The sequence below is a fragment of the Flavimobilis soli genome (genome assembly GCF_002564025.1).
GTDB classification, from domain to species: domain Bacteria; phylum Actinomycetota; class Actinomycetes; order Actinomycetales; family Cellulomonadaceae; genus Flavimobilis; species Flavimobilis soli.
Window position 1 is genome coordinate 177514 of the sequence record NZ_PDJH01000001.1, and the last position, 21944, is coordinate 199457.

The window sequence follows — 21944 nt, forward strand, 5'->3', positions numbered from 1 at the left end:
AACTATTCTTCGTGAATGGATGCTGCCCACCCGCTGGCTGTCGTGACGCCGACGCTCGACGGCGATGTACTGACCCACCTTGCCCTCGCCGACGCGGCATTCACGCCCGGTCAGCTTCAGCGACTCATGCCCCACGCAACCGTCGCGGGTGTCCGCCGAGTCCTCAAACGCCTGACGGAGCAGGGGGTCGTCACCATGTCGAGCGCCGGGGTGACCGCCAGGGCCTATGCGCTCAACCGCGAGCATCTAGCCGCAGATGCGATCATCGAGCTTGCGACGCAGGTCCCTAGATTGTTCGCCCGGATCGAGGGACGGCTCGGTTCGTGGGCGGAGCCAGCGGTCTACGCAGCAGTGTTCGGATCGATGGCGCGGCAGCACGCGACGACGTCGTCTGACGTCGACATCTTCTTGGTGCGGTCCACAGAGTCCCGGGATGAGGTCTGGTTTCCCCAGGTGGAGGCCCTGGAGAGCGCGGTCGCACGATGGACGGGCAACGATGCTCGTGCCTTCGTCATCGACGAAGACCGCCTAGCCGAGCGCGGCTATGCGAGGGTGCTCGATGACATCGTCCGCGAGGGTCTGTTCGTAGCCGGAGATCCGGTCCGGCTCCGCAGGGCGATGGCTCAAAGAGAGCGGGACTGAGAGTCACGGCCGATGCGGACTTCCGAGTGTGACGGCTCGACGCGCGCGGGACGACTCGCGAAGGCGCGGCAGTTCGCCTCGTCCGCCGTGGATGTGTTGGCCCTGGCTGATGACGAGGCGGCCGTCTCGGACGTCTTCGTCACGCTCGCAGTCACGGCCGGAATCGCTGCTGCGGATGTCATCTGCTGCGCCCGGCTCGGCGTGCATGCGCGAGGTGAGAGTCACGATGATGCGGTCGCGCTGCTGAAGCAGGCTGATACCGACGCTGCGGCGTCACTGCGAGTGCTCCTGAGCTTGAAGACTCACGCCGCCTACTCCTCGGCCTCTGTGTCGGTGACCGCTCTCTGCCGGGCACAGCGAGCCATGTTGAAGCTGGTCGCCCTGGCGGGCGCGCTCGCCTAGCAACCCTGGTCGCGTGCCACTGAATCCCGGAGAGTCAGGTCAGGGAAGTGTGCTGCCGGGATCCGGACCCCGGAACGCAAGCTCACACAGGTGGGGGAGCGCAGCGTCCTTGTCCTTCGTCGCTTCGATCGCTCGGCGGCGGGCGACCGTATCGGCTACATCAGCGCGATGACGGCGACGGAGTCGACCGACGTCGCGCAGGCAGTCCGGGACCTGTCGGCGACACCCCGGGCGGACCTGCACGACCTCTACGACCGCGTCGTCGCGAGTGTCGCGCTCGGCAACACGGATGACCATCTGCGCAACCACGGCTTCCTCGCGTCGCGCGGCGCGTGGACGTTGAGCCCCGCGTTCGACGTCAACCCCACGCGGGTCCCGCAGCGGCGTCGGTCGACGTCGATCATGGGAGCGGACGCGCCCCCGGATGAGGTGGACGGTCTGTTGGCGTTGGCTGCGAGCTGCAGCTTGAGCCTCGAGGGTGCGCGTCAGCGGATCGCGGCGGTTGCGTCGGCTCTGGCGGGCTGGCGAGACGTGGCGCGCGGGCATCAGGTCGCGGAGCGTGAGATCCGCTTGATGGCCGAGTCGATCGAGCCGCGACTGGAGGCTGTGAGGGGAGCTGTCTGAGACGTCCCGGAGCCAGGCCTGGAATATCCGGGCATCGGACGGCGTTGGCGTGAGCCGCCGTCGTCCCCGGAGGTCTCATGAGCGTGTCCACTTCACCCACCGTTGTTCTCCCGCCGCTCGATGCACAGGCTGAGCGGCTCATCTCCCTGGGCCTCATCGCTGACCCGGACGCGCTGCGCGCCGAGGCGTCGCGCCTGGCGACCGTCACCCCAGAGGGGTCCCTCCTCGTGCCCCACGAGCGAGTCCTTCCCGCCTCGAAGCTCGCGCACCTCATGCGGCTCCCGGCGCCGGGCCGCGCGGGCGCTGCGGGGGAGGTGCGGGAGGGGTTCGTCGTCGAGGACATGACCAACGTCGACGACTTCCGTCCCACAGCGCACGCGGTGCTTCCGGACGCTGACGTGTACGTCGTCGCCGACCCGACGCGCGGTGACGAGATGCGCAACTGGTCACCTGCTGAGGCGCTCCCCGCCATGACCGGCGCCGGCCGCACGCCGCTGACGTTGGTCGAGGGCATCCACTGGGCGCTTCAGACACCAGGGATCATCGAGGCGAACGCCTGCTTCATGACGATCGGCTCGCGCAAGACCAAGCCGAACGGTGACCTGGACACGCGGACGCCCGCGCTGTGGATCTCGTCCGGCACGGGTCGTGACGGTCGTGAGCGTAAGGGTGCGCCGAAGGTCGGCTGGTGCTGGTGGGGCAACCGGCACACGTGGTTCGGGTTCGCTTCTGCGGAGGGCCGCACCGGGGCCTGATGCCCCGGCGCGGCCCTCCGCTCAACGGCCGACGAGCGCCGCAGGCCCGGTGAGGAAGCCGGAGGCGCTGCTCCACGCCACGACGGCACACGCGACGACGACGACGCCGACCGCGAGAAGCGCATCAGCCCGACAGACGGTCACAGGGTTGAGAAAGGTGCGTGGCCCAGAGCCGAGTGCCCGGGTCTGCAGCGCCATCGCGAGGCGTTCCCCGCGGCGCAGGCTGATGACAAGGACAGTGAACGCCGCAGCGCCCATCGAGCGGGGAGAGCCCGACATACGGAGCGTCGGCAGGCGTCCTGGCGCGGTGCGGTACGCCCGATCAGGCTGGCGGACAGCGTGCGCCTGCCGGATGGACTCCATCATGTCGGGCAGCTGGTCGAGCAGCCGGGTCGCCGCGAGCACCGCGTACGTGATGGTTCCCGGCAGCCGTGCCTGCTGATGGAGGCTCACCATGAGCCGTGCAGGGTCGGTCGACCGGACGAAGACGATCGACAGCACCCCGATGAGCATCGCGCGCGCGGCGAACGACAGCCCGAGCGCAAGCCCGGCCCTGCTCACGTCGACAGGTCCGATCGCAATCTGCGCACCGCCCGGCCTCGTCAGAACGTTGACCAGGACGATGCTCGTGCCGAACATGAGGAACGGCATCTGTGCGCGCACCAGCGTGCGGACGTCGAGCGACCTGCTCACGACGATCGCGCCGAGCGCCACCGCATAGAGCACCGCCGGTGTGACGGGGTCGGTGACGAGCAGAAGCGCGCACGACAGCGCGAGCAGCAGTGCGAGCTTGACGGCCGGGTTGCGCCGTCCGAGTGCGGTCGCACGAGGGTCGATGCGCGTGCCCGCTGCGGCGGTCGTGCTCATGGGTGTGCTCCTGTGGCTTGCAGAGCAGGCGCGACGCTGGTCGAGCGTGTTGTTCCGAGGGCCCAACCCTCGACAGTGAGTCCCTCGGCGAGACGGCGGCGCAGGAGCTCGGGGAGTCGCAAGCCGGAACCTTCCGTCGTCGCCGCGGTGAGGACCTCTGAAGGTGCACCTCGGGCGACCATGCGACCGTCAGCCATGACGAGAACCTCGTCAGCGAGCTCGGCCGCGAGCGACAGATCGTGCGTGACGACCACGATGGCTCTGCCCGCGTCTGCCATGGCGCGCAGCTCGCGCGCGACGCGTGCCGCATTCCGTCGGTCCTGCGCGAAAGTCGGCTCGTCCACGAGCAGCACGGGATCGGGACTCATGCACGCGGAAGCAAGCGTGAGCCGCCGTTGCTGCCCGCCCGAGAGCCGAAACGGGTCGGCATCGGCGACGTGTCGGAGACCGAACCGGTCGAGGATCGACTCGACCGACGGCCCGTCGGCGGCTCGCGTGGCCGCGCGGCGAGCGTGCGCGACCTCCTCTCGCACGGTGCGACGCAGGAACTGGTGCTCAGGATGCTGGAACACCATGCCGACACGTGGCTGGTTGCGCGCGTCTTCGCGACGCCGGATGCGGCGCCGCCGGGGCGAGGGCGGGCCCGGTGTGTAGGCCGGCCACGTGAGCGTGCCCTCGGCGGGGCACAGTCCCGCCAGTGCCTTGAGGAGCGTCGACTTGCCTGCGCCGTTGACGCCGAGGATCGCAGTGAGCGTTCCGGCGCGGAGATCGAGGTCGACACCGTCTACGAGCGTGGGACGCTGCCGGACGACGGCAGCTCCGGCAGGTGCGCCGATCGCGGGTGTGGACACTGCCTCAGCTCGCACGGTGACACCCCGTGCACGCAGGAGCGGCGTCGACGTGCAGCGTGCGGAGGGGACGCGGCGGGCACCAGGAAGATACGGCTCGGTGAGCGCGTCAGGCATCGAGGCGAGCCGCACGTCGAGGGGCAGCCAGCACCCCATGGCTTCGATCGCCTGCGCATGCGTCGTGAGGACGTCGGCCGTGGGCCCGTGCGCGAGCACGGAGCCCGAAGCGTCGATGACAAGCGTGTCGACCGGCAGAGTGGGGAGCTCGTCGAGACGATGCTCGACGAGGAGGACCGTCGGACCACCGTCGTTCATGACGGTCGCGACCGCCGCGCCCACCTGCTGCGCGCCAGCCGGGTCTAGCATCGCCGTCGGCTCGTCGAGCAGGAGGAGCGCCGGCTCAGCGACGAGAACGCTGGCAAGCGCAACCCGCTGCGCCTCACCGCCCGAGAGCGTCCCAGTGGGACGGTCGGCGAGGTGAGCGGCCCCGACCCGCGCGAGAGCCGCTCGAACGCGCGCCGCGATGTGCTCGGACGGTACGCCGTGGTTCTCCAGGGTGAACGCCACGTCGTCAAGGACCCCGGCGAGGCACAGCTGGTCGAGAGGGTTCTGCTGGAGGTACGCGACATGCCGCGCGAGGTCGAACGTTGCGACCTCGCGCGGATCGGAGCCGAGCACGCGAACGTCACCCGTGACAGCGGCATCGACGGTCTGCGGCACGATCCCCGTGATCATCCGCAGGAGTGTCGACTTGCCGGAGCCGGACGGGCCCAGGACAAGACAGGATCGACCGGCGGCGATGCCCAGCGTGACGTCGTGCAACGACGGTGTCGGCGCGGTCGGATAGTGGACGCCCGCGCCCTGGAGAACCACGGCGGCGTTCATCGTGCGGCGCGCCCAATCGCCTGGTTGTCGAGCACACCCGTGCGGAGGAGCCCGTCGCCGAGGAGCTTGGCAGCCACCGCGGACAGCAGGATGCACGACGCGAGCGTGAACGCGAAGCGGAGGCCGAGGTACTCCTGACCGAGCCATCCCTGCCGGAACGCGTTGTACGCGAAGGTCAGAACCCCGGCGGAGACACCTGACGCGAGGAACGTCGGCCAGCCGAAATGGCGGTAGCGCGTGAGGGCGAAGGGAAGCTCGGCGGTCGCACCCTGGATGAACCCGACGAGCAGGAGCATTGGCCCGACGGGGGAGCCGAGGAACGCGACCTCGACGAGAGCCGCGAGAATCTCGACGACCACGCCGACACCCGGCTTGCGCACGATGTACACGGCGAGAGGCGCGACCATGATCCATGAGCCGGCGAGCACATTCTGGGCAAGGTCGCCGAGCGGACCCATCGCGATCTGCAGTCCGTACCACGCCTGGACGAACGCCCAGTAGAGGAACCCGAAGACGACCGCAAGGACCGCGAGCAGCACGGTCTCGTGGAGCGTGAGCCCGCGGCGGTCGCGGGGCACGAGGGTCGGGAGCGTGGTCGCGGCGTCGTCGGCCGTCGCGCCGGGCAGGTCGGTGCGGGGTGTGCTCATCGGGCCACCTCCGTCGCGGGAGCATCGGCGTCCGGGTGGTTCGTCGAGATCGTCACGTGCGTGACGACGTGCGCGACGGAGCGGCCGGCGGCGAGCCAGCCGTCGGCGACCGTGCCGAGGACGTCGGCGAGGTCGCCTGCGAGCTCGGTGACGAAGTGCCGCGACGCACGCGCGACCCCCGCGGCCTTGGCCCGCTCGATGACCGGCATGATGTGGGACATGTGGTCGGCGCCGGGGCCGTCGGCGAGCGGGTACAGCGCCCACTGGGCGGTGGCCTCGACCCCTGTGGGTGCGAGCGGGGTGAGGTCCGGGATCGCGAGGGTGGGGGCGTCGAGCCCGCACGTCAGCTCGCCCGGGCAGCCGCGGGAGAGCTGAACGTGCGCGACGACGTGCGCTCCGCTCGCCGAGACCCGCGCGATGAGGTCGACGATGTAGGCGAGGACGTCGGCCTCGGCGCCACCGACGTACGTCGAGACGTCGTCGGACTCGATGACCAGACCGGGGGCGGATGCCGCGGCCGTGTCCGCGAGGGCAGTGAGCAGGATCGCGACATAGTCGTCGGACATCACGGAGACCGTGAGGCGTGCGCCGACCCCCAGGGCGAGGGGGTCTCGAGTCTGGGCACCGCTGCGTGCGGACGTCGTGGACGGGGAGAGGGACATGCGTGCTCCTGTGCATCGACGCCCCCGGGGGTGGGCAAGCACGATGCATCCACTCGCGTGGCAGCGCCACGCCGCCGCGGACACGAAAATGCCCATGACGTGCCCCCGCATCCGTGCGCCCGAGAGCGCGCGGGCACGGGGACGGGAATGCTCCGCCCTGCTCCCTACGCTGGTACTGACCAGATCAGGTTCCACGGGTCTGCAGGTGGGACGGGGTCCGGCCTGCACTCTCAGCGCTCATGCGCTCCCCGGGGGCTTGGTGAACACACCGTAACGACGACGAGCCTCGAGGGCCAACGGGGCCGGCGCCCGTTCCACCAAGCGGACGCGGGTGCGGGGTTGGGGAACGTGAGATTCTGGGTGCCCGGTCCGCACAGCCTCGAGGCTGTCGTCGCGCGAGGAGCCCCGATGACGACCTGCTACTACACCGCCGCGACCTTCGACGGGTTCCTCGCGACGCCGGAGCACTCGCTCGACTGGCTGTTCTCCTGCGACTTCGACTGGGCCGCACCCATGCCGCACGCGACTCTGGCCGACGGCGTCGGGGCTCTCGTCATGGGCGCCTCGACGTACGAGTGGATGCTGCGCCGTGACGAGCCCTGGCCGTTCGAACCGCCGACCTAGGTGCTCACCCACCGCGACCTGCCCGTCCCCGCGGGCGCCGATGTTTGGCTCAGGCACGCCGACGTGCGTGACATTCACGCCGAGATGACCACGGCAGCGGACGGCGGGGTGTTGTGGGTCATGGGAGGCGGGGGGAGTCGCCCAGCAGTTCGCCGAGGCCGGGCTGCGCGACGAGGTGTGGCTGCAGTACGCCCCAATGCTCATCGGGGCCGGGCACCCGCACATCACGGGGTGGCTCGACCCCGCGCCCATCGACGTCGCCCGCAACCGCGACCATATGTGCGGCCGCTACCGGGTGCGGCGCCCGTCCGCGTGATCCCCGTGCGGCGCTGACGGGCTGGCGTCAGACTCTCTCGAACCGGCGACGTGCGCGGGGGATGTGATGACGGAGGCGCTCGTGGCGATCCGTCGGGCGTTCGGGTGGACGTACGCGATGGTGTGGAAGCTTGATGTGGAGTCGCAGCGGCTGCGTCTGGTGCACGACGACGGGACGGCGCCTCGCGAGTTCCGCGAGTATGCGCAGGGCTTGGCTCTGGGCCCGGGCGAGGGGCTGGCGGGGACGTGTTGGCAGCGTGACGACATGGCCGTCCTGCACGATCTGCGCACGGCTGGGCCGGGTGTGGATGTGTCGCGGATCGAGAGCTCGGGCTTGCTGAGCGGTGTGGCGCTGCCGGTGCGTAGCCGCGGCAAGGTTGTGGCGGTGTTGCAGTTCCTCAACAGCGGGGTGGGGACGCCGTCGGAGTCGCGGCAGTCGATCATGCGTGCTGCGGGGATGCTCGTGTCGGGGCAGTTCGACCGGGCGGCGGAGCGGGAGATCGCAGTCGAGCACGACCGTGACGTCACGGCGCTGACGACTGTCGTGCATGCGGTGGCGAAGGCGTCGAGCATCGAGGAGGCGCTCGGCACGGCGCTCGAGACGATCAGGATGAAGCGCCCTGGGTCTGATGGAGACTCGCGCTATTTGATTCCGACCAGCAGTTCGCGGTCGGCTTGGACAGCATAGAACGCGTTCTCGAACTCGACGGGCGGGACGTCGCCGAGGTAGCCATGGAGACGTTGCGCATTGTGCCAGTGCACCCACCCGAGCGTCGCGAGCTCGAGGTCCTCGACGGTCTTCCACGGTCGTTGGCGGGCAGGTCCGCGGACGAGTTCGGTCTTGTAATAGCCGTTCACCGTCTCGGCCAGGGCGTTGTCATACGAATCGCCGACGGTTCCGATCGAGGGTGTCGCGCCGATCTCCGCGAGGCGTTCGCCGTAGCGAATCGACGTGAACTGAGAGCCCGCGTCGCTGTGACAGCGCAGATCGGCGTGGCGTGCACCGCGGGACCAGCGGGCCATCTCGATCGCGTCGAGGACCATCTCGGTGCGCATGTGGGACGCGACCCGCCAGCCCACAATCATCCTGCTGAACGCGTCGACGATGAAGCACACGTAAGCGACGCCGGCCCAGGTGGGCACGAACGTCAGGTCCGTCACCCAGAGCCGGTTTGGTGCGGTCGCGGTGAACTCGCGCTTGACGAGGTCCGGGTGCCGCGCCGACGCCGGATCCGGGCGGGTGGTCTTCACCCGCTTCGACCGTCGGGCGCCCTCGATCCCCGCGACCCGCATCAGCCGGGCGGTCTGATCCCGACCGATCACGATCCTCGCTCGTCGGGCCGCCTTCCACAGCTTGCGGACCCCGTAGACGCGGTAGTTCATCTCCCACAGCTCGACCAGCCGCGGGATCAGCTCCTCGTCCCGCAGCGCGCGAGCCGAGGGGGCGCGGGTCTTGGCGGCGTAGTAGCTGCTCGGGGCCACCTGCAGCAGTCTGCAGATGAGCTCGACTCCGAGCCGGCGACCGTCGACCAGGTCGTCCTTGTTCGCGTCGATGAACGCGACTACTTCCGGTAGTGGCGGTCGAGCTCCGCCCCAAAGAAAGACGCCGCACGCTTGAGCACCTCGTTGGCGCGGCGAAGCTCCCGGTTCTCCTGCTCAAGCTCCCGCACCCGCTGCGCTTCGGCGCTGCTCACGCCCGGGGTGACGCCGTCGTCGATGTCGGCCTGCTTGACCCACATCCGCACGGACTCGACCCCGTAACCCAGCTGCGTCGCGACCCGCTGCACCGTCCCCTGCGTGACGCCGAGCTCAGCGCGCAGCGTCCTCACCATCCGCACTGCGGCGGCCTTCTCCTCGCTCGAGTAGCGACGCGTCGTCGGCTTCCCATTCGCCAGTTCCTTCGGCATGACTCCATCCTCGTTTCCAAGGTCAGGAGTCTCCAACAAACTCAGGGCGCTTCAGGACGGCGTTCGGCTGGGACTACGGCTCGTACTGGACGATCGACGCCGAGCGCGACGCGCTCGAGTTCGCGCAGGAGTCGGGGACGGTCAGCCCGGAGTTCCGGGAGGTGACGCGGACGGCATCGTTCGTCAAGGGCGTGGGTGTGGCGGGCCGCACGTGGGCGCGCGGCGACATGCTCATCGTCCCGGACCTCGGCGAGGTCACGGACTGTGTGCGTGCGCCCGCTGCAAGACGGTCGGGCGTGAAGTCCGGCGTCTGCCTGCCGGTCGAGGTGGGTGGCGAGATCGTCGGCACGCTCGACTTCTTCGTCACGCGCACGATCGAGCTGTCGGAGAACCGGCAGTCGGCGCTGCGGAACACGGCGTTCATGATCGGGCAGAGCCTCGAGCGGTTCCAGGCGACGATGCGCGTCAACGCGATCGCGCAGGACCTCTTCGACTCCATCCGGTCGGTCGAGTCGAACGTCGCCGACGCGACCGCCGTCGTCGCCGAAGGGCGCACCCTGTCGGATGCGACGAACGAGCGCGTGGAGGCGCTCGCGCACGCGAGCCAGGAGATCGGCCAGGTGGTGCGCACCATCCAGGAGATCGCCGCGCAGACCAACCTCCTCGCCCTCAACGCGACCATCGAGGCCGCACGCGCGGGCGACGCAGGCAAGGGCTTCGCCGTGGTCGCGGGCGAGGTCAAGGAGCTCGCCGCCCAGACCGCCCGCGCGACGGCGGAGGTCGAGGGCAAGGTCGCCGCCATCAACACGGAGGTCACCGGCATCACGATGGCGCTCGCCGAGATCAGCGCGACCGTCGGCCGCATCAACGAGTCGCAGGAGACGATCAGCGAGGTCGTCGCGCACCAGGTCGGGGCTGTGCGGGCTGTGGTGGATACGCGGGTGGGGTAAGCGGCCCCGCCCGATTCGCATCCAAGTTGATCTTGGAATCGACGATCCGGCCGTAGCCCTGGACGTGAGCAGAGATCAGCCTCATAGCTTCCACGCTCCCGGTGCGGCCCGCGCGTAGTCGTCGATGCCGATGGCTTCGAAGTGGCGCTTGGCGGACTTGATCTTGGCGAGCTCGGTTGGGCGCAGTTTCGAGTCGTCGAGGGTGCTCTTCGTCTCGCGGATCATGTAGATCCGGTCTTCGCCGTCCTCCTGCTTGATGATCGCCCAGTCGGGGTTGTACGGGCCGACTGGGGTGTCGATCTTGAACTTGGCGGGCAGCTTCATGAACAGCTTGATGTCCTCGCGAGAGTCGAGCAGCTCCGCGAACTGGCGCTCCACGTCCGAGTCGAAGACGACGTAGTCGAAGTCGGTCTTCTGGGTGTGCTGCACCTTGTACATCTGGTCGAGGAAGCGCTCCTTCTCCTCCTCACCGTCTCTCTGCAGCTCACGCAGCTCGTAAACGGAGCCTGCGATCCGCTCGTACTGGATGCCGTCGACCACGATCTTTGCCAGCTCGCTCTGGAGGGCACGTTTGGTCATCGCGATGAAGTCGTTCGGGTTGCCGATGAACTCGCCCAGCCGGCCACTGCCGATCAGGATGTCGACAATGGTCTTGCGGGTGAGAGAAGTGGCTTCCTGAAGCTCCGTGATGATGTCGGGCAGGTCGTAGCTGCCCTTGAGGTCGGCCGAGCGGGTGCCGAGTTCTTCACCCTTGGCGCCGCCTCGCAGCACCTTGACTCCGGCGCGGGTGACCTGGATGCGCAGCGCGTCGATCTTCGGCGCTTCGTGGATAGCCCGGATGGCGTTCTCGATCAGCTGGTCGCGGCCGACCCGGACGCGGTAGGTGGTCTTCTGGCTGATCGTCTCCCAGAACTCCTCGAACTCCGGTGTCGAGTAGAGTTGCTTGTTGAGCACGCGTGGCTGACGCTTGCTGACGGGCTTGACGTACTTGCCGATGTTGGCGCGCTCGACCAGCTCGATGATGATCGGCTCAGCCCAGGCGAAGTCGACGGGCAGGCCGAGGTCGAAGCCGACCTGGTTCGGCTGGAACTTCGAGGTAACCGTGCCGTCCTTATCGATGAAACCCTTGTCCTTGAGGTGCTCCCACACGAGGACGGAGCGCTGGTAGCCGAACTGGTCGTCGGTGAGCGCGCCGTTCGCGTCCTGCAGCGGGATCTTCGAGAACTCTGCCCGGCGCACCCGGCCGATCTCGACGCCGGCGTCCTTATACTCACGCTGGAGCTCGTCCGCGAACTTCGTGTAGGACTCGTTCGCTACGACCGTCAGCGTCGCGACGCCACGGTCAGCGACACGGGTGTAGCCGTCTTCGGTCTTTGCGACAGGGAGGCGCAGGCCACGGCCGAGGGTCTGGCGGCGCTCGGTCTCGGCACCCATCTCGCGCAGGGTGCAGATCTGGAAGACGTTCGGGTTGTCCCAGCCCTCGCGCAGGGCAGAGTGGCTGAAGATGAAGCGCACGGGCTCGTTCTCGTCGAGCAGTCGAGCCTTGTCTTGCATGATCAGTTCGTAGGCGTCGTCATCGGCCTTGGTGGTGCCGGACGAGTCCTGGAAGGTCGTTGTCTTGCCGCGCTTGATCTGGGAAAAGTACGCCCGGCGCAGTTCGCTCGGCGACTGCGGCAGCAGCTCCTGGTACCGCGCGGACTTCGCACGCTCCTCGACGAAGACCTCGTCAAACCACTGCACGAAGTCGCCGTTGGCGTCGTCGTTGTTCGTGCCGTCGCCCAGGTAGCTGGCGACCTTATCGACGAAGAAGAGGCTGAGCACCTTGATGCCCTTGGCGCGCAGCATCGATTCCTTGCGCAGGTGCTCGCGGACGGTCTCGCGGATCATCTCCTTGTAGATCGCACCGGCCGAGGCGCCGATCGTCTCGCCTTCATAGAGGAAGCCGTGCCTGGTGAGGTCAACGTAGGCCGGCTCGATGCTCATCTCGTTGATGCGCCAGCCCTCGTAGACCGGGTTGTTCGTGACGCGGGGGTCCGACAGCTCCTGGTGCTGCCTCACGCTCACGATCCGCCGCTCAAGCGAGCCATCGGCCTTGCGGCAGGACAGCTCCAGCCGGGCCGACCACGATGGCTCACGCCGCACCTCGACGAGCCGGACGTACGGCGCTGCGTCCGCCCCTTGCTGCTGCACCTCGGCGACGACTATCTGCTTCACCAGCCCGAGATCGTGGGCGTCGACGGGATCGAGGCGGTAGACGACGTTGCGCTGCTTCTTGTGAGTCGCGCTGTAGCGCAGGGTGAACACCGGGTCGAGGTCGCCGACGGCCGACTGCGAGAGCTGTGACTCCATGTTCTGCGGCTCGTCCATGATCACGACCGGGCGAGTCGCCTTCAGGTAGTCGATCGGCCGCAAGCCGTTCAGCTTGTCGCGCGTCTGGTGGATGATGCGAGTGTTCGCGTTGCCACGGATCGAGTCGATCGTCATCACCATGATCTGCACGTTGGTCGACGTCGCGAACGACTGCACCTCCTCAGCCGTCTTACCGCTATAGACCGACGAGTCGAAGGTAATGTTGCGCTTCTTGTAGAGATCTTCGAAATGCGCGCGCATGAGGCGAATGCTCGTGTTCACGCCCTCGCGGATCGCGACGCTCGGCACCAGAATTACGAACTTCGTGAAGTTGTACTGTGCGGCCAGCTCGAAGATGGTGCGGAGATACACGTACGTCTTACCTGTACCCGTCTCCATCTCGATATCGAAGTCGAGGCCAGAGTCATCGAACAGCTTCGAGGCAACCTCGAGGCCGTTCTTGTCCTGCACGCGCTGCAAGTTGGCGAGCACTGTGTCGCGGTCGAGCACCAGGCGGTTTCCGACGGCGCCGACCTCTTGCGAGAGATCGAGGTCCAGCGCCGCGTTCTCCGTCTCGTTGAGCGCGGCCACCTGGCCGCGCAGCGTTGTCTCCAGCTTCTCGGCGTCCTTCGGCTGTCCGTCGAACAGATCGACGACAGACTTGATCGCGTCGAGCTGGTAGGGCTGGCTGGCGTCAAACTTAAACCCGCTACTCATCACGCCGTCCAGAGCTCGATGCCCTTGCTCTTGCAGAGCTGGGCAAGATTGGTCTTCAACTGATCGTCACCCTGGAACGCGTCCTCTAGGACGATCAGACGAGCAGGATCCTCATCCACCACGGCACGCAGTTGCTCGAGCGTCGGCTTGACGTGCTCGTTCAGGTAGGCGAGTACGATGCCATCACCCACCGAGCGAAGGTTGAGGCCGGCCACGTCAACCGGAGCGATCCGCTCGGTCAGGGAGTAACCCTGTTTGAGGAGGATCTCCGTGAGGAGGTCGTCAGTCGAAGCGTCATCCGCACTGCTCGACTCACGCAGGTCGAACAGGTGCTGCTCGAGCTGGTTGCGATCAACGTCGCTCGAAACTTTCCACTTCGAAAAGTTCGTGTCAGTGAGCACGAACGCTCTGAATCCTGAGTCAAGCGACTGCTCTGCGGCTAGGTCTGCGGAGACGGCTTCGCCCGCACGCCGTAGGCGCTCGCGGGAAATATCTGCAATCGTCTCGAACCCAGCGTCGCGCGCCACGGAGCCGGCGGGCGTCGGCTCCGGAAGTTGTATGGCAATCCACCGACGGGCGCCACCATCTCGGAGCTGCGCCAGCCATGCCGCGTGAGCTGTGCTTCCCGACCCAGCAAAGAAATCGAGGACAATATCGCCCTCTCCGGTACCGGCCTCAACAAAGTCGGCAAGCAAGAAAGGTGACTTTGGTGCCTGGAAGATCTTTCCCGTGCCGCCAAACAAGTCGTTGAACGCGCGCTGGCCGGAATCGGTCGTATGCTCCTTCTCAGAGAGCAGCGACTTCAACTTTCGCCGCGCCCCCTCAGCATACTCCTTGACAAAAATCTGCATGCGACCACCTGCCACACGCCCAACAAGCGACTCCGACTCAGCAGTTGCTTTTGGTCGACCCCACGTCCAACAACCCTCGAATCCGTCGTTCCAGATCGGGAAGACCTCAGTACGATCAGCAGATTCTTCCGTATATACCTGGCCATCCGAATCGACATAAAGGGGGTAGTAGAGGTTCGGTCGGTTAAACCGACCAAACTCTCGATGTGAGTTGCGCAGGCCAAGCGTTCGATACATTCCACGCTCGTCCTCGTATGGATATTCAGCTTCCAGCTGTTCCCGCGGCTTCGCAATCGACAGCGCACCACTCGGTAGCTCCCGCTTGGAGTAGACCAACACATACTCATGATTCGTCGCGAAGTGCTTATCCTGCGCGCGACCGCGTGGATTATTCAGAACTGCAAGCTGAGCAACAAAGTTGGACTCCCCAAACACTTCGTCCAGCATCTGACGGAGATGTCCAACTTCGTTTTCATCTATGGACAGGAAAATGACACCGTCTTCAGTAAGCAGATTCCGCGCGAGCTTCAGCCGCGGATACATCATGTTGAGCCAGTTGGAGTGGTAGCGCCCCTCGGTGTCGGCGTTGGTCGAGAGCTTCTTGCCCTCCTCGTTGACCTGGCGCGTCCACTCGAGGTAGGTGTCGAGACCCTCCTTGTAGTTGTCCGGGTAGACGAAGTCCTTACCCGTGTTGTACGGAGGATCGATGTAGATCATCTTGATCTTGGCGTGGTAGTGCTTCTGCAGGATCTTGAGCACCTCGAGGTTGTCGCCCTCGATGAAGACGTTCTTCGTCGTGTCCCAGTCCTTCGAGTTCTCGAAGTCGGGCTTCAGCGTCGCCGTGGTCGGCTCCTGCGCCGCGCGCATGGCGCGTTTCTTGCCGGGCCAGAACAGTCCGAACCGTTCCACGCCATCCGCGACATCGTCGTCGAGCAGTTCCTTGAGTTTCTCGACATCCACCTTGCCGTCGGCGATTGCCTCGGGAACCAGTTCGGCAAGCTGCGCCGCCAGCTCGGTCCGGAAGTTCGGAGTAGTGGATGGTGTTTCGTAGATCTCGTCAGTCATTCGGGTGATTCTCTTTCATGATTTTAACAATTTGCGTCGGGTTTGTGAATGATCCGTGGTCTATGTGACAACCCGCCAGCGAATCGTGAACAGGTGCTCGGTCTCCTGGGTGCCCTGGAGAGCCTGCTCGATCAGCTCGAGGTATTTGTCGGCCTCGGCGCGGAGCTTCTTGCGCGCGTCCCGGAAGTCCTCGTCGGCCTCCTCGGCACGCTGCTCCCACTTGCGGGCCTCTTTCTTGAGTCGTAGCTGTTCCATCGGGTCGTCGGCCTGCCGGGCGAGCTTGCGGGCTTCCTTTTCCTTGGCTCGGTACTCGCGGATCTTGCCTTCGTGCTCGGCCTTGCGATCCTGCTGATTGCGGTAGAGCAGTTCCTCCTGCTGGTCGTAGTAGCGGGAGTTGCGGCCCTGGACTTCCTTCTCCAGCTCCGCCCGCCGAGTGTCCAGGTGCGGCGTGAAGCGTGCCGCGTCGATCGCCACCGGCCTCTCGCTGATCTCGATGCAGGTGAGGTCCAAGATGTCTGCGACGTATTCTTCGTCGAGCCACTGGCCGTCATCGGTCAGTGCGCCGGCGAGCATGTAGGACTCGGAAATGTCCTCATCGCGTGCCTTCATGCGGAAGGTCGCGACGCTCACCGTCAGCTCACCGCTCGCGCCCTCCAGCGCCCGGATCGCGCTGCTCACACGCTCCGACTGGCTCAGCGAGAACGTCAGCTCCCGCGCTGGCGTGTCATGGGTCTTCGAGGCCTCGATGACGTGCTGGGCCAGCGGGCTCGCGTAGCGGTACTGGTGGGCGTTCTCCAACGGCTGTGACTTGAAGAAGTAGCGCCCGGTCGGCGCGTCCTTCACCGGCGAATGGTTCAACACGAAGGTGCGCCCATCGCCCTCGAAGGTCGCGTACTTGTCCAGCTCGTGCCGGGTCGCCGCGAGCAGGAGGCGTTCGAACTTATTGAGCACCTCGCCGGACTGGGTGTCATACGCCTTGAGGCGATCCTGGACGTGGGGGTCGAGGTTGTCGAAGACCTTCGCTTTGGCGCTGGCCATCTCACGTGAGATCTCGCCCGCGTACTGTTCCTCCAGCTCCCTGAACGCCGAGTCCAACTCCTCGGCGGTCCTGCAGCGGGTGAGGATATCGCTGATCGTCTTCTCGAAGTCCAGCCCGTCCTCAATCGCTCCGAGCACCTCGTCGCTGGCACCGAACACGCTGGAGAACAGCTGGAACTTGTTCGTCAGCAACTCCAAGATGCGCTGCTCGGCGATGTTGCCCTTGTTCGAGAAGTTCACAACGACGACGTTGTGCTTCTGCCCGAAACGGTGCACGCGTCCGATGCGCTGCTCGACGCGCTGCGGGTTCCAGGGCAGGTCATAGTTGACGAGCATCGAGCAGAACTGCAGGTTGATGCCCTCCGCCGCCGCCTCGGTCGCAATCATGATCGTGCCCTCGGTGCGGAAGTAATCCACGAGCGCCTTGCGGCGATCCACTGCGGCGATGCCGGTGATCAGGTCACCGTCCTTGTTCTTCTCCAGCCACGCCTGGTAGATCGCAGTCTGCTCAGGCCCGTTATTCGAGCCGTTGAACAAGACGAGTCCCTCGCCACGACCTGCTTCACGCAACGAGCGGGCGATGTACTCCTGCGTCTTGGTCGAGTCCGTGAAGATAATGGCCTTCTCAGGAGCACCCAGCTCACGCAGCCGTTCGAAGCCAAGGTCAAGCGCCTCACCAAGCTTGACCGCCTTCTGGTTCTCCGTGATCGAACGGGCAAGCGCCGCATACTCGCGCAGCTCCGCGACCTCGGCGCGCATAGCCTTCAGTAGCGACTCGTCCAGCGGCAACGACGACGAGCGGGAACCGTTGGCGGTGCCGTCGATCTCCTCGGCTTCCTCCAGCTCCTCGCTGGTGATCTCATCGTCGATGGCGAAGTCGGCTGCCACGAGGCCACCGCGACCATCGCGGCGCCGCCCGGCCGCAACCTCGTCCGCCAGGCGGTTCGCAATGTTCTCCAGCGTGCTCGCGACCGCATAGGTCGATGAGCCGAGGCGCTTACGGATGATCAGGGCAGAGAGGTGACGCTGGCTGCCCGCGAAGGCGAACAGCTCGTCGCGCTGCAGGTAGTCGTTCACCAGATCGTAGAGCCGCGTCTCGTCCGGCGACGGAGTGAACTCGACCGTCAACGGCAGGCGCTTGGTGAAGTGGATGTACTTGTCCGCGTCACGCCGCAGCGTGCGCTTCGAGACGGTCGCGACACGCTCCACCAGGTCGTCATCGCCACCCAGCTCACGATTCTTGACGTACCGCTCGCGGAACGCCTCGAGGGAGTAGAAGTAGCCAGGGTCGAAGATCGATACCAGCCCGTACAGCTCCTCGAGCTTGTTCTGCAGCGGCGTCGCCGTCAGCAGCACCGTCTTGTGCGCACCGGCCACAATGCGAGCCACGGCCTCAGCAGCTTTGGTCTTACCCGTCCAATAGTTGCGCAGCCGGTGCGCCTCGTCCGCGACCACGAGATCCCACGTCTTGAGCAGCGAGGCCTCGTGACGGAGCGCGAACTCGTAGGAACAGATCAGCACCTGCGCCGAGCGCCCGCCGGCTGTGGCAAGCAGAGAGTCCTTGGACTTCGGATCGAGGATGGCCGACGGGATCAGGAACTTTTCGTACAGCTCCTGCTGCCACTGCTGCCGGAGACTCGACGGAGCAACGATCAGGATGCTGCGACGGCGCTCCGCCCAGTACTGCGAGATGACGATGCCCGCCTCGATCGTCTTACCGAGACCGACCTCATCAGCGAGGATCACGCCCGGCAGGAACGGTGTCTGCAGAGCGAACAGCGCGGCGTCGATCTGGTGCGGCTTCGGCTCCACCTGCGCGTCGAACAGGAGCCCGGCGAGCTTGCCGACGTGATCGTTTGCGTAGCTACGCTGCAGCTCGTGCGCGTAGTACTTCAACTGGTAAGTGGTCAGCGGATACGTCATGCGACCGCAGTTCCCCGCACTACATGAGATCGGCCGATGCCGTGGTGACGGCAAGTCCGTTCCCTCTGTGTCAACGCCCCCACAGTGTCTCCATCCCTGCGCCGCGGTCCCTGACGCGTCGTCCCGAGTACTGCCCAGGCTAGTGACATGCGCTCTGGGAGCGTGTCACGCCGCGCCGGTGACGTGCCTGGGCCGAGGTCGCCACTCGAGATCTCCTACACCGAGAAGTACTTAGCCTCCGGGTGGTGGAACACGAAGGCGTCCGTCGACTGCTCCGGGTGCAGCTGCAGCTCATCTGACAGCACGACCCCAGCCCGCTCGGCCCGCAGCAGCTCGACGACCTTCCGCCGGTCCTCCATGTCCGGGCACGCCGGGTACCCGAGCGAATAGCGCGCCCCGCGGTACTCGACCTTGAACATCCCGTCCAAAGAAGCCGGATCTTCAGCCCCGAACCCGAGCTCCTCACGCACCCGCGCGTGCCAGTACTCCGCCAGCGACTCGGTCAGCTGCACCGACAGCCCGTGCAGCTCGACATACTCGCGGTACTTGTTCTCCGCGAACAGCGCCGCCGTGAAGTCGTTCACGCGCGCGCCGATCGTCACGAGCTGCACGCCCAGCACGTCCACCTCGCCCGAGGAGCGCGGCCGCACGAAGTCCGCGAGGCACAGGTGCCGGTCCCGCCGCTGCCGCGGGAACGTGAACCGCATCCGCTCCGTGCCCGGCTCGCCGCCAGACCCGCCGTCGGGCCCGTCGTGGTGCAGCACCACCACGTCGTTGCCGTCCGAGTACGCGGGGAAGTAGCCGTACAGCACCGTCGGCTCGAACATCTCCTCCGCGACGATCCGGTCCAGCCACGCCCGCAGACGCGGCCGCCCTTCCGTCTCGACGAGCTCGTCATAACCGGGCCCGTCGGCTCGCGACGGCTTGAGCCCCCACTGACCCATGAACGTCGCCCGCTCGTCCAGGAACGCCGCATAGTCCGCGAGGCGGATGCCCTTGACGACGCGCGTGCCCCAGAACGGCGGCGTCGGCACCGGGTTGTCCATCGCGACGTCGGAGCGCGCCGGCAGGTCGGCGTCGTCCGTGAACGTCGGCGTCACGACGGCGTGGCGACGCTTCTTCAGCGGCGGCAGCCCGACGGCGTCGCGCGCCTCGCCCCGTGCGATACGCACGAGCGGCTCCATGAGCCGCAGCCCCTCGAACGCGTCCTTCGCGTACCGCACCTCGCCCTCGTACAGGTCCGCGAGGTCGTCCTCCACATACGTGCGCGTCAGCGCCGCGCCGCCCAGGATCACCGGGTACTTGCCCGCCAGCCCGCGCGCATTGAGCTCGAGAAGGTTCTCCTTCATCACGAGCGTCGACTTCACCAGCAGCCCCGACATCCCGATCACGTCCGCGCCGTGCTCCTCGGCGGCGTCGATCATCGCGGAGATCGACTGCTTGATGCCGATGTTGATCACCGTGTAGCCGTTGTTCGTCAGGATGATGTCGACGAGGTTCTTGCCGATGTCGTGCACGTCCCCGCGCACCGTCGCCAGCACGATCGTGCCCTTGCTCGCCGAGCCGCCCGACGCGTCGACGACCTTCTCCATGTGCGGCTCGAGGTACGCGACCGCCGTCTTCATCGTCTCCGCGGACTGCAGCACGAACGGCAGCTGCATCTCGCCCTTGCCGAACAGCTCACCGACCACCTTCATGCCCTCGAGCAGGTGGTCGTTGACGATGTCGAGCGCCTTCCACCCCTCCGCGAGCGCGGCGTCCAGGTCGTCGGACAGGCCCTTGAGCTCGCCGTCGACGATGCGACGCGCGAGACGCTCACCGAGGGGCAGCGCCGCGAGCTCGGCGGCGCGCTGGTCCTTCATCGACGCGGCGTCGACGCCGGAGAACAGGTCGAGCAGGTGCGCGAGCGGGTCATGCACGAGGTTCCCCGCGTCGTCGTAGCGCCGCCGGTCCCAGACGAGGTCGAGCGCGGCCTCGCGCTGCTCCGTCGGGATCTTCGCGAGCGGAAGGATCTTCGCCGCGTGCACGATCGCCGAGTCCAACCCCGCCTCGACGGCCTCGTGGAGGAACACCGAGTTGAGCACCGTGCGCGCGGCCGGGTTGAGGCCGAACGACACGTTGGAGACGCCTAGCGTCGTGTGCACGCCCGGGTACTTCGCCTTGAGGGCGCGGATCGCCTCGATCGTCTCGATCGCGTCCCGGCGCGTCTCCTCCTGACCCGTCGCGATCGGGAACGTGAGCGTGTCGACGATGATGTCCTCGACCGCCATGCCCCACGTGCCGACCAGGTCGTCGATGAGCCGGCTCGCGATCGCGACCTTCGTCTCCGCCGTGCGCGCCTGCCCGTCCTCGTCGATCGTCAGCGCGATCACGGCCGCGCCGTGCTCCTTGACCAGCGGCATGATGCGGCCGTAGCGCGACGTCGGGCCGTCGCCGTCCTCGAAGTTCACGGAGTTCACGACGGCGCGCCCACCGACGAGCTCGAGCCCGGCGCGCAGCACCTCAGGCTCCGTGGAGTCCAGCACGAGCGGCAGCGTCGACGCCGACGCGAGGCGCGAGACGACCTCGCGCGCGTCCGCCGAACCGTCGCGGCCCACGTAGTCGACGCAGACGTCGAGCAGGTGCGCGCCGTCGCGCGTCTGGTCGCGCGCGATGCGCACGCACTCGTCCCACTCGCCCGCGAGCATCGCCTCACGGAACGCCTTCGAGCCGTTCGCGTTCGTGCGCTCACCGATCGCGAGGAAGCTCGCGTCCTGGTCGAAGTCCACGTGCGAGTACAGGCTCGCCACGCCCTGCTCAGGCTTCGGGTCCCGCACGACGACGGGAGCCCCGCCCACCGCGTCGACGACGGCGCGCAGGTGCTCCGGCGTCGTGCCGCAACACCCGCCCACAAGGGACAGGCCGAACTCGCCGACGAACTGCTTGTGCGCCGCCGCGAGCTCCGCCGGGGAGAGCGGGTACTCCGCGCCGTGCTTGCCGAGAACGGGCAGGCCCGCGTTCGGCATGCAGGTCACGGGCACGGGGGAGTGCTTCGACAGGTGGCGCAGGTGCTCGCTCATCTCCGCCGGGCCCGTCGCGCAGTTGAGGCCGATCGCGTCGACGCCGAGCACGCGCAGCGTCGTCAGCGCTGCGCCGATCTCGGAGCCCATGAGCATCGTGCCCGTCGTCTCGACGGTCACCTGCGCGAAGATCAGCACGTGCGTTCCGAGGCGCTCCATCGCGGCCTTCGCGCCGTTGATCGCGGCCTTCGCCTGCAGCAGGTCCTGCGCCGTCTCGATGAGCAGCGCGTCCGCGCCACCGCGCACCAGGCCCTCCGCCTGCAGCGAGAACGTGTCCTTGAGGTGCGCGTACGTCGTGTGGCCGAGGCTCGGCAGCTTGGTGCCCGGGCCCATCGAGCCGAGCACCCAGCGCTCCCGACCGTCCGCAGCCGTGTGCTTCTCCGCGCTGCGCCGCGCGATCACCGCGCCCGCCTCCGCGAGCTCGGTGATGCGGTCGTCGATGTCGTAGTCCGACAGGTTGGACCAGTTCGCGCCGAACGTGTTCGTCTCGACGCAGTCCACGCCGACCGCGAAGTACGCGTCGTGCACCGACTCGACGACGTCAGGCCGCGTCACGTTGAGGATCTCGTTGCAGCCCTCGAGGTCCTGGAAGTCCGCGAGCGTCAGGTCGGCGGCCTGGAGCATTGTGCCCATCGCGCCGTCGGCCACGACGACCCGGCTGGCGAGGGCGGACTTCAAAGACTGGGCGCGCGCGGTCAGCATGCGGCGAGTCTAGGACCGCCTCCTGAAAATGAGACGCGGTGTCCACGGGGCGTCTCACGAGGTGCCGGAGCCGCGAGAAGACGCCACCTGTTGGCGCCGCCCGCCGTCACGA

General features: G+C 67.0%; 16 protein-coding genes, 1 pseudogene and 1 riboswitch. Of the genes and pseudogenes, 8 read left to right on the top strand and 9 right to left on the bottom strand.

From position 1 onward, the window contains the following. Positions 1-15 precede the first annotated feature (15 nt). The 4 genes from ATL41_RS00835 to ATL41_RS00850 all read left to right on the top strand — a co-directional run bounded on the left by ATL41_RS00835 (position 16) and on the right by ATL41_RS00850 (position 2423). The gene (locus ATL41_RS00835) at positions 16-642 is read left to right on the top strand and encodes a nucleotidyltransferase domain-containing protein (RefSeq protein ID WP_098456782.1); all 627 of its coding nucleotides are present in this window, start codon (positions 16-18) and stop codon (positions 640-642) included. Positions 643-654: 12 nt separating this feature from the next. Next, complete coding sequence (locus ATL41_RS13420) at positions 655-1044, top strand: hypothetical protein (RefSeq protein ID WP_098456783.1); 390 nt, start codon at positions 655-657, stop codon at positions 1042-1044. Positions 1045-1104: 60 nt separating this feature from the next. Beyond that, positions 1105-1668: a type II toxin-antitoxin system HipA family toxin gene (locus ATL41_RS13425; protein ID WP_169924575.1), complete on the top strand. Its 564-nt coding sequence runs from the start codon at positions 1105-1107 to the stop codon at positions 1666-1668. Positions 1669-1745: 77 nt separating this feature from the next. Further along, positions 1746-2423 (top strand): DUF5701 family protein, encoded by a 678-nt coding sequence (locus ATL41_RS00850; RefSeq protein WP_098456784.1) that lies wholly within the window; start codon positions 1746-1748, stop codon positions 2421-2423. Positions 2424-2444: 21 nt separating this feature from the next. Here ATL41_RS00850 and ATL41_RS00855 read toward each other — a convergent pair whose 3' ends face one another. Genes ATL41_RS00855 through ATL41_RS00870 form a run of 4 tightly spaced genes read right to left on the bottom strand, consistent with a single transcriptional unit; the run spans position 2445 to position 6332 of the window. Further along, the gene (locus ATL41_RS00855; protein ID WP_098456785.1) at positions 2445-3290 is read right to left on the bottom strand and encodes an energy-coupling factor transporter transmembrane component T family protein; all 846 of its coding nucleotides are present in this window, start codon (positions 3288-3290) and stop codon (positions 2445-2447) included. Then, the gene (locus tag ATL41_RS00860; protein WP_098456786.1) at positions 3287-5023 is read right to left on the bottom strand and encodes an ABC transporter ATP-binding protein; all 1737 of its coding nucleotides are present in this window, start codon (positions 5021-5023) and stop codon (positions 3287-3289) included. The genes ATL41_RS00855 and ATL41_RS00860 overlap by 4 nt, the downstream gene beginning before the upstream one ends. Then, on the bottom strand, positions 5020-5670 hold the full coding sequence (locus ATL41_RS00865) for an ECF transporter S component (protein WP_098456787.1): 651 nt from the start codon (positions 5668-5670) through the stop codon (positions 5020-5022). Before ATL41_RS00865 ends, ATL41_RS00860 begins: the two co-directional genes overlap by 4 nt. After that, on the bottom strand, positions 5667-6332 hold the full coding sequence (locus ATL41_RS00870; protein ID WP_098456788.1) for a YkoF family thiamine/hydroxymethylpyrimidine-binding protein: 666 nt from the start codon (positions 6330-6332) through the stop codon (positions 5667-5669). The genes ATL41_RS00865 and ATL41_RS00870 overlap by 4 nt, the downstream gene beginning before the upstream one ends. Positions 6333-6474: 142 nt before the next feature. After that, positions 6475-6593, bottom strand: a riboswitch (TPP riboswitch). Between the two features lie 147 nt (positions 6594-6740). Between ATL41_RS00870 and ATL41_RS13430 the strand changes: the two genes are divergently transcribed. The 3 genes from ATL41_RS13430 (at position 6741) to ATL41_RS00880 (ending at position 7959) form a co-directional block, all read left to right on the top strand. Continuing rightward, positions 6741-6956, top strand: coding sequence for a dihydrofolate reductase family protein (locus tag ATL41_RS13430; RefSeq protein WP_245854526.1), 216 nt, complete (start codon positions 6741-6743; stop codon positions 6954-6956). Positions 6957-7131: 175 nt separating this feature from the next. Further along, a complete protein-coding gene (locus ATL41_RS13435; protein WP_245854527.1) occupies positions 7132-7272 on the top strand; it encodes a hypothetical protein in 141 nt (46 codons plus the stop codon). A gap of 66 nt (positions 7273-7338) precedes the next feature. Next, positions 7339-7959, top strand: a complete 621-nt coding sequence (locus ATL41_RS00880) for a GAF domain-containing protein (RefSeq protein ID WP_143556542.1) — start codon at positions 7339-7341, stop codon at positions 7957-7959. Here the strand turns inward: ATL41_RS00880 and ATL41_RS00885 are convergent. Further along, positions 7914-9178, bottom strand: a protein-coding gene (locus ATL41_RS00885) for an IS3 family transposase (RefSeq protein WP_245854530.1) whose coding sequence is annotated in 2 segments (ribosomal slippage) — positions 7914-8866 and positions 8866-9178 — 1266 coding nt in all. Because the reading frame shifts where the segments join, the coding sequence is not laid out codon by codon here. The two genes, ATL41_RS00880 and ATL41_RS00885, sit on opposite strands and share 46 nt — an antisense overlap. 68 nt (positions 9179-9246) lie before the next feature. Between ATL41_RS00885 and ATL41_RS13655 the strand changes: the two are divergent. After that, positions 9247-10128, top strand: a pseudogene (locus ATL41_RS13655) (methyl-accepting chemotaxis protein); the annotation flags it as partial. Between the two features lie 81 nt (positions 10129-10209). Here the strand turns inward: ATL41_RS13655 and ATL41_RS00895 are convergent. From ATL41_RS00895 to metH, 4 genes are all read right to left on the bottom strand, one after another. Continuing rightward, entirely contained in the window at positions 10210-13194 is a 2985-nt protein-coding gene (locus ATL41_RS00895; protein ID WP_098456791.1) for a restriction endonuclease, read from the bottom strand. Further along, a complete protein-coding gene (locus ATL41_RS00900; RefSeq protein WP_169924474.1) occupies positions 13194-15110 on the bottom strand; it encodes a site-specific DNA-methyltransferase in 1917 nt (638 codons plus the stop codon). The genes ATL41_RS00895 and ATL41_RS00900 overlap by 1 nt, the downstream gene beginning before the upstream one ends. 60 nt (positions 15111-15170) lie before the next feature. Next, positions 15171-18071, bottom strand: a complete 2901-nt coding sequence (locus ATL41_RS00905) for an SNF2-related protein (RefSeq protein ID WP_098456792.1) — start codon at positions 18069-18071, stop codon at positions 15171-15173. A gap of 215 nt (positions 18072-18286) precedes the next feature. Continuing rightward, positions 18287-21832 (bottom strand): methionine synthase, encoded by a 3546-nt coding sequence (gene metH / locus ATL41_RS00910; protein ID WP_098456793.1) that lies wholly within the window; start codon positions 21830-21832, stop codon positions 18287-18289. Positions 21833-21944 lie beyond the last annotated feature (112 nt).

Coding starts and splice junctions, on each gene's coding strand:
- ATL41_RS00835 (WP_098456782.1), top strand. CDS start 16: ATGGATGCTGCCCACCCGCTGGCTGTCGTGACGCCGACGCTCGACGGC.
- ATL41_RS13420 (WP_098456783.1), top strand. CDS start 655: ATGCGGACTTCCGAGTGTGACGGCTCGACGCGCGCGGGACGACTCGCG.
- ATL41_RS00850 (WP_098456784.1), top strand. CDS start 1,746: ATGAGCGTGTCCACTTCACCCACCGTTGTTCTCCCGCCGCTCGATGCA.
- ATL41_RS00855 (WP_098456785.1), bottom strand. CDS start 3,290: ATGAGCACGACCGCCGCAGCGGGCACGCGCATCGACCCTCGTGCGACC.
- ATL41_RS00860 (WP_098456786.1), bottom strand. CDS start 5,023: ATGAACGCCGCCGTGGTTCTCCAGGGCGCGGGCGTCCACTATCCGACC.
- ATL41_RS00865 (WP_098456787.1), bottom strand. CDS start 5,670: ATGAGCACACCCCGCACCGACCTGCCCGGCGCGACGGCCGACGACGCC.
- ATL41_RS00870 (WP_098456788.1), bottom strand. CDS start 6,332: ATGTCCCTCTCCCCGTCCACGACGTCCGCACGCAGCGGTGCCCAGACT.
- ATL41_RS13430 (WP_245854526.1), top strand. CDS start 6,741: ATGACGACCTGCTACTACACCGCCGCGACCTTCGACGGGTTCCTCGCG.
- ATL41_RS00880 (WP_143556542.1), top strand. CDS start 7,339: ATGACGGAGGCGCTCGTGGCGATCCGTCGGGCGTTCGGGTGGACGTAC.
- ATL41_RS00895 (WP_098456791.1), bottom strand. CDS start 13,194: ATGAGTAGCGGGTTTAAGTTTGACGCCAGCCAGCCCTACCAGCTCGAC.
- ATL41_RS00900 (WP_169924474.1), bottom strand. CDS start 15,110: ATGACTGACGAGATCTACGAAACACCATCCACTACTCCGAACTTCCGG.
- ATL41_RS00905 (WP_098456792.1), bottom strand. CDS start 18,071: ATGACGTATCCGCTGACCACTTACCAGTTGAAGTACTACGCGCACGAG.
- metH (WP_098456793.1), bottom strand. CDS start 21,832: ATGCTGACCGCGCGCGCCCAGTCTTTGAAGTCCGCCCTCGCCAGCCGG.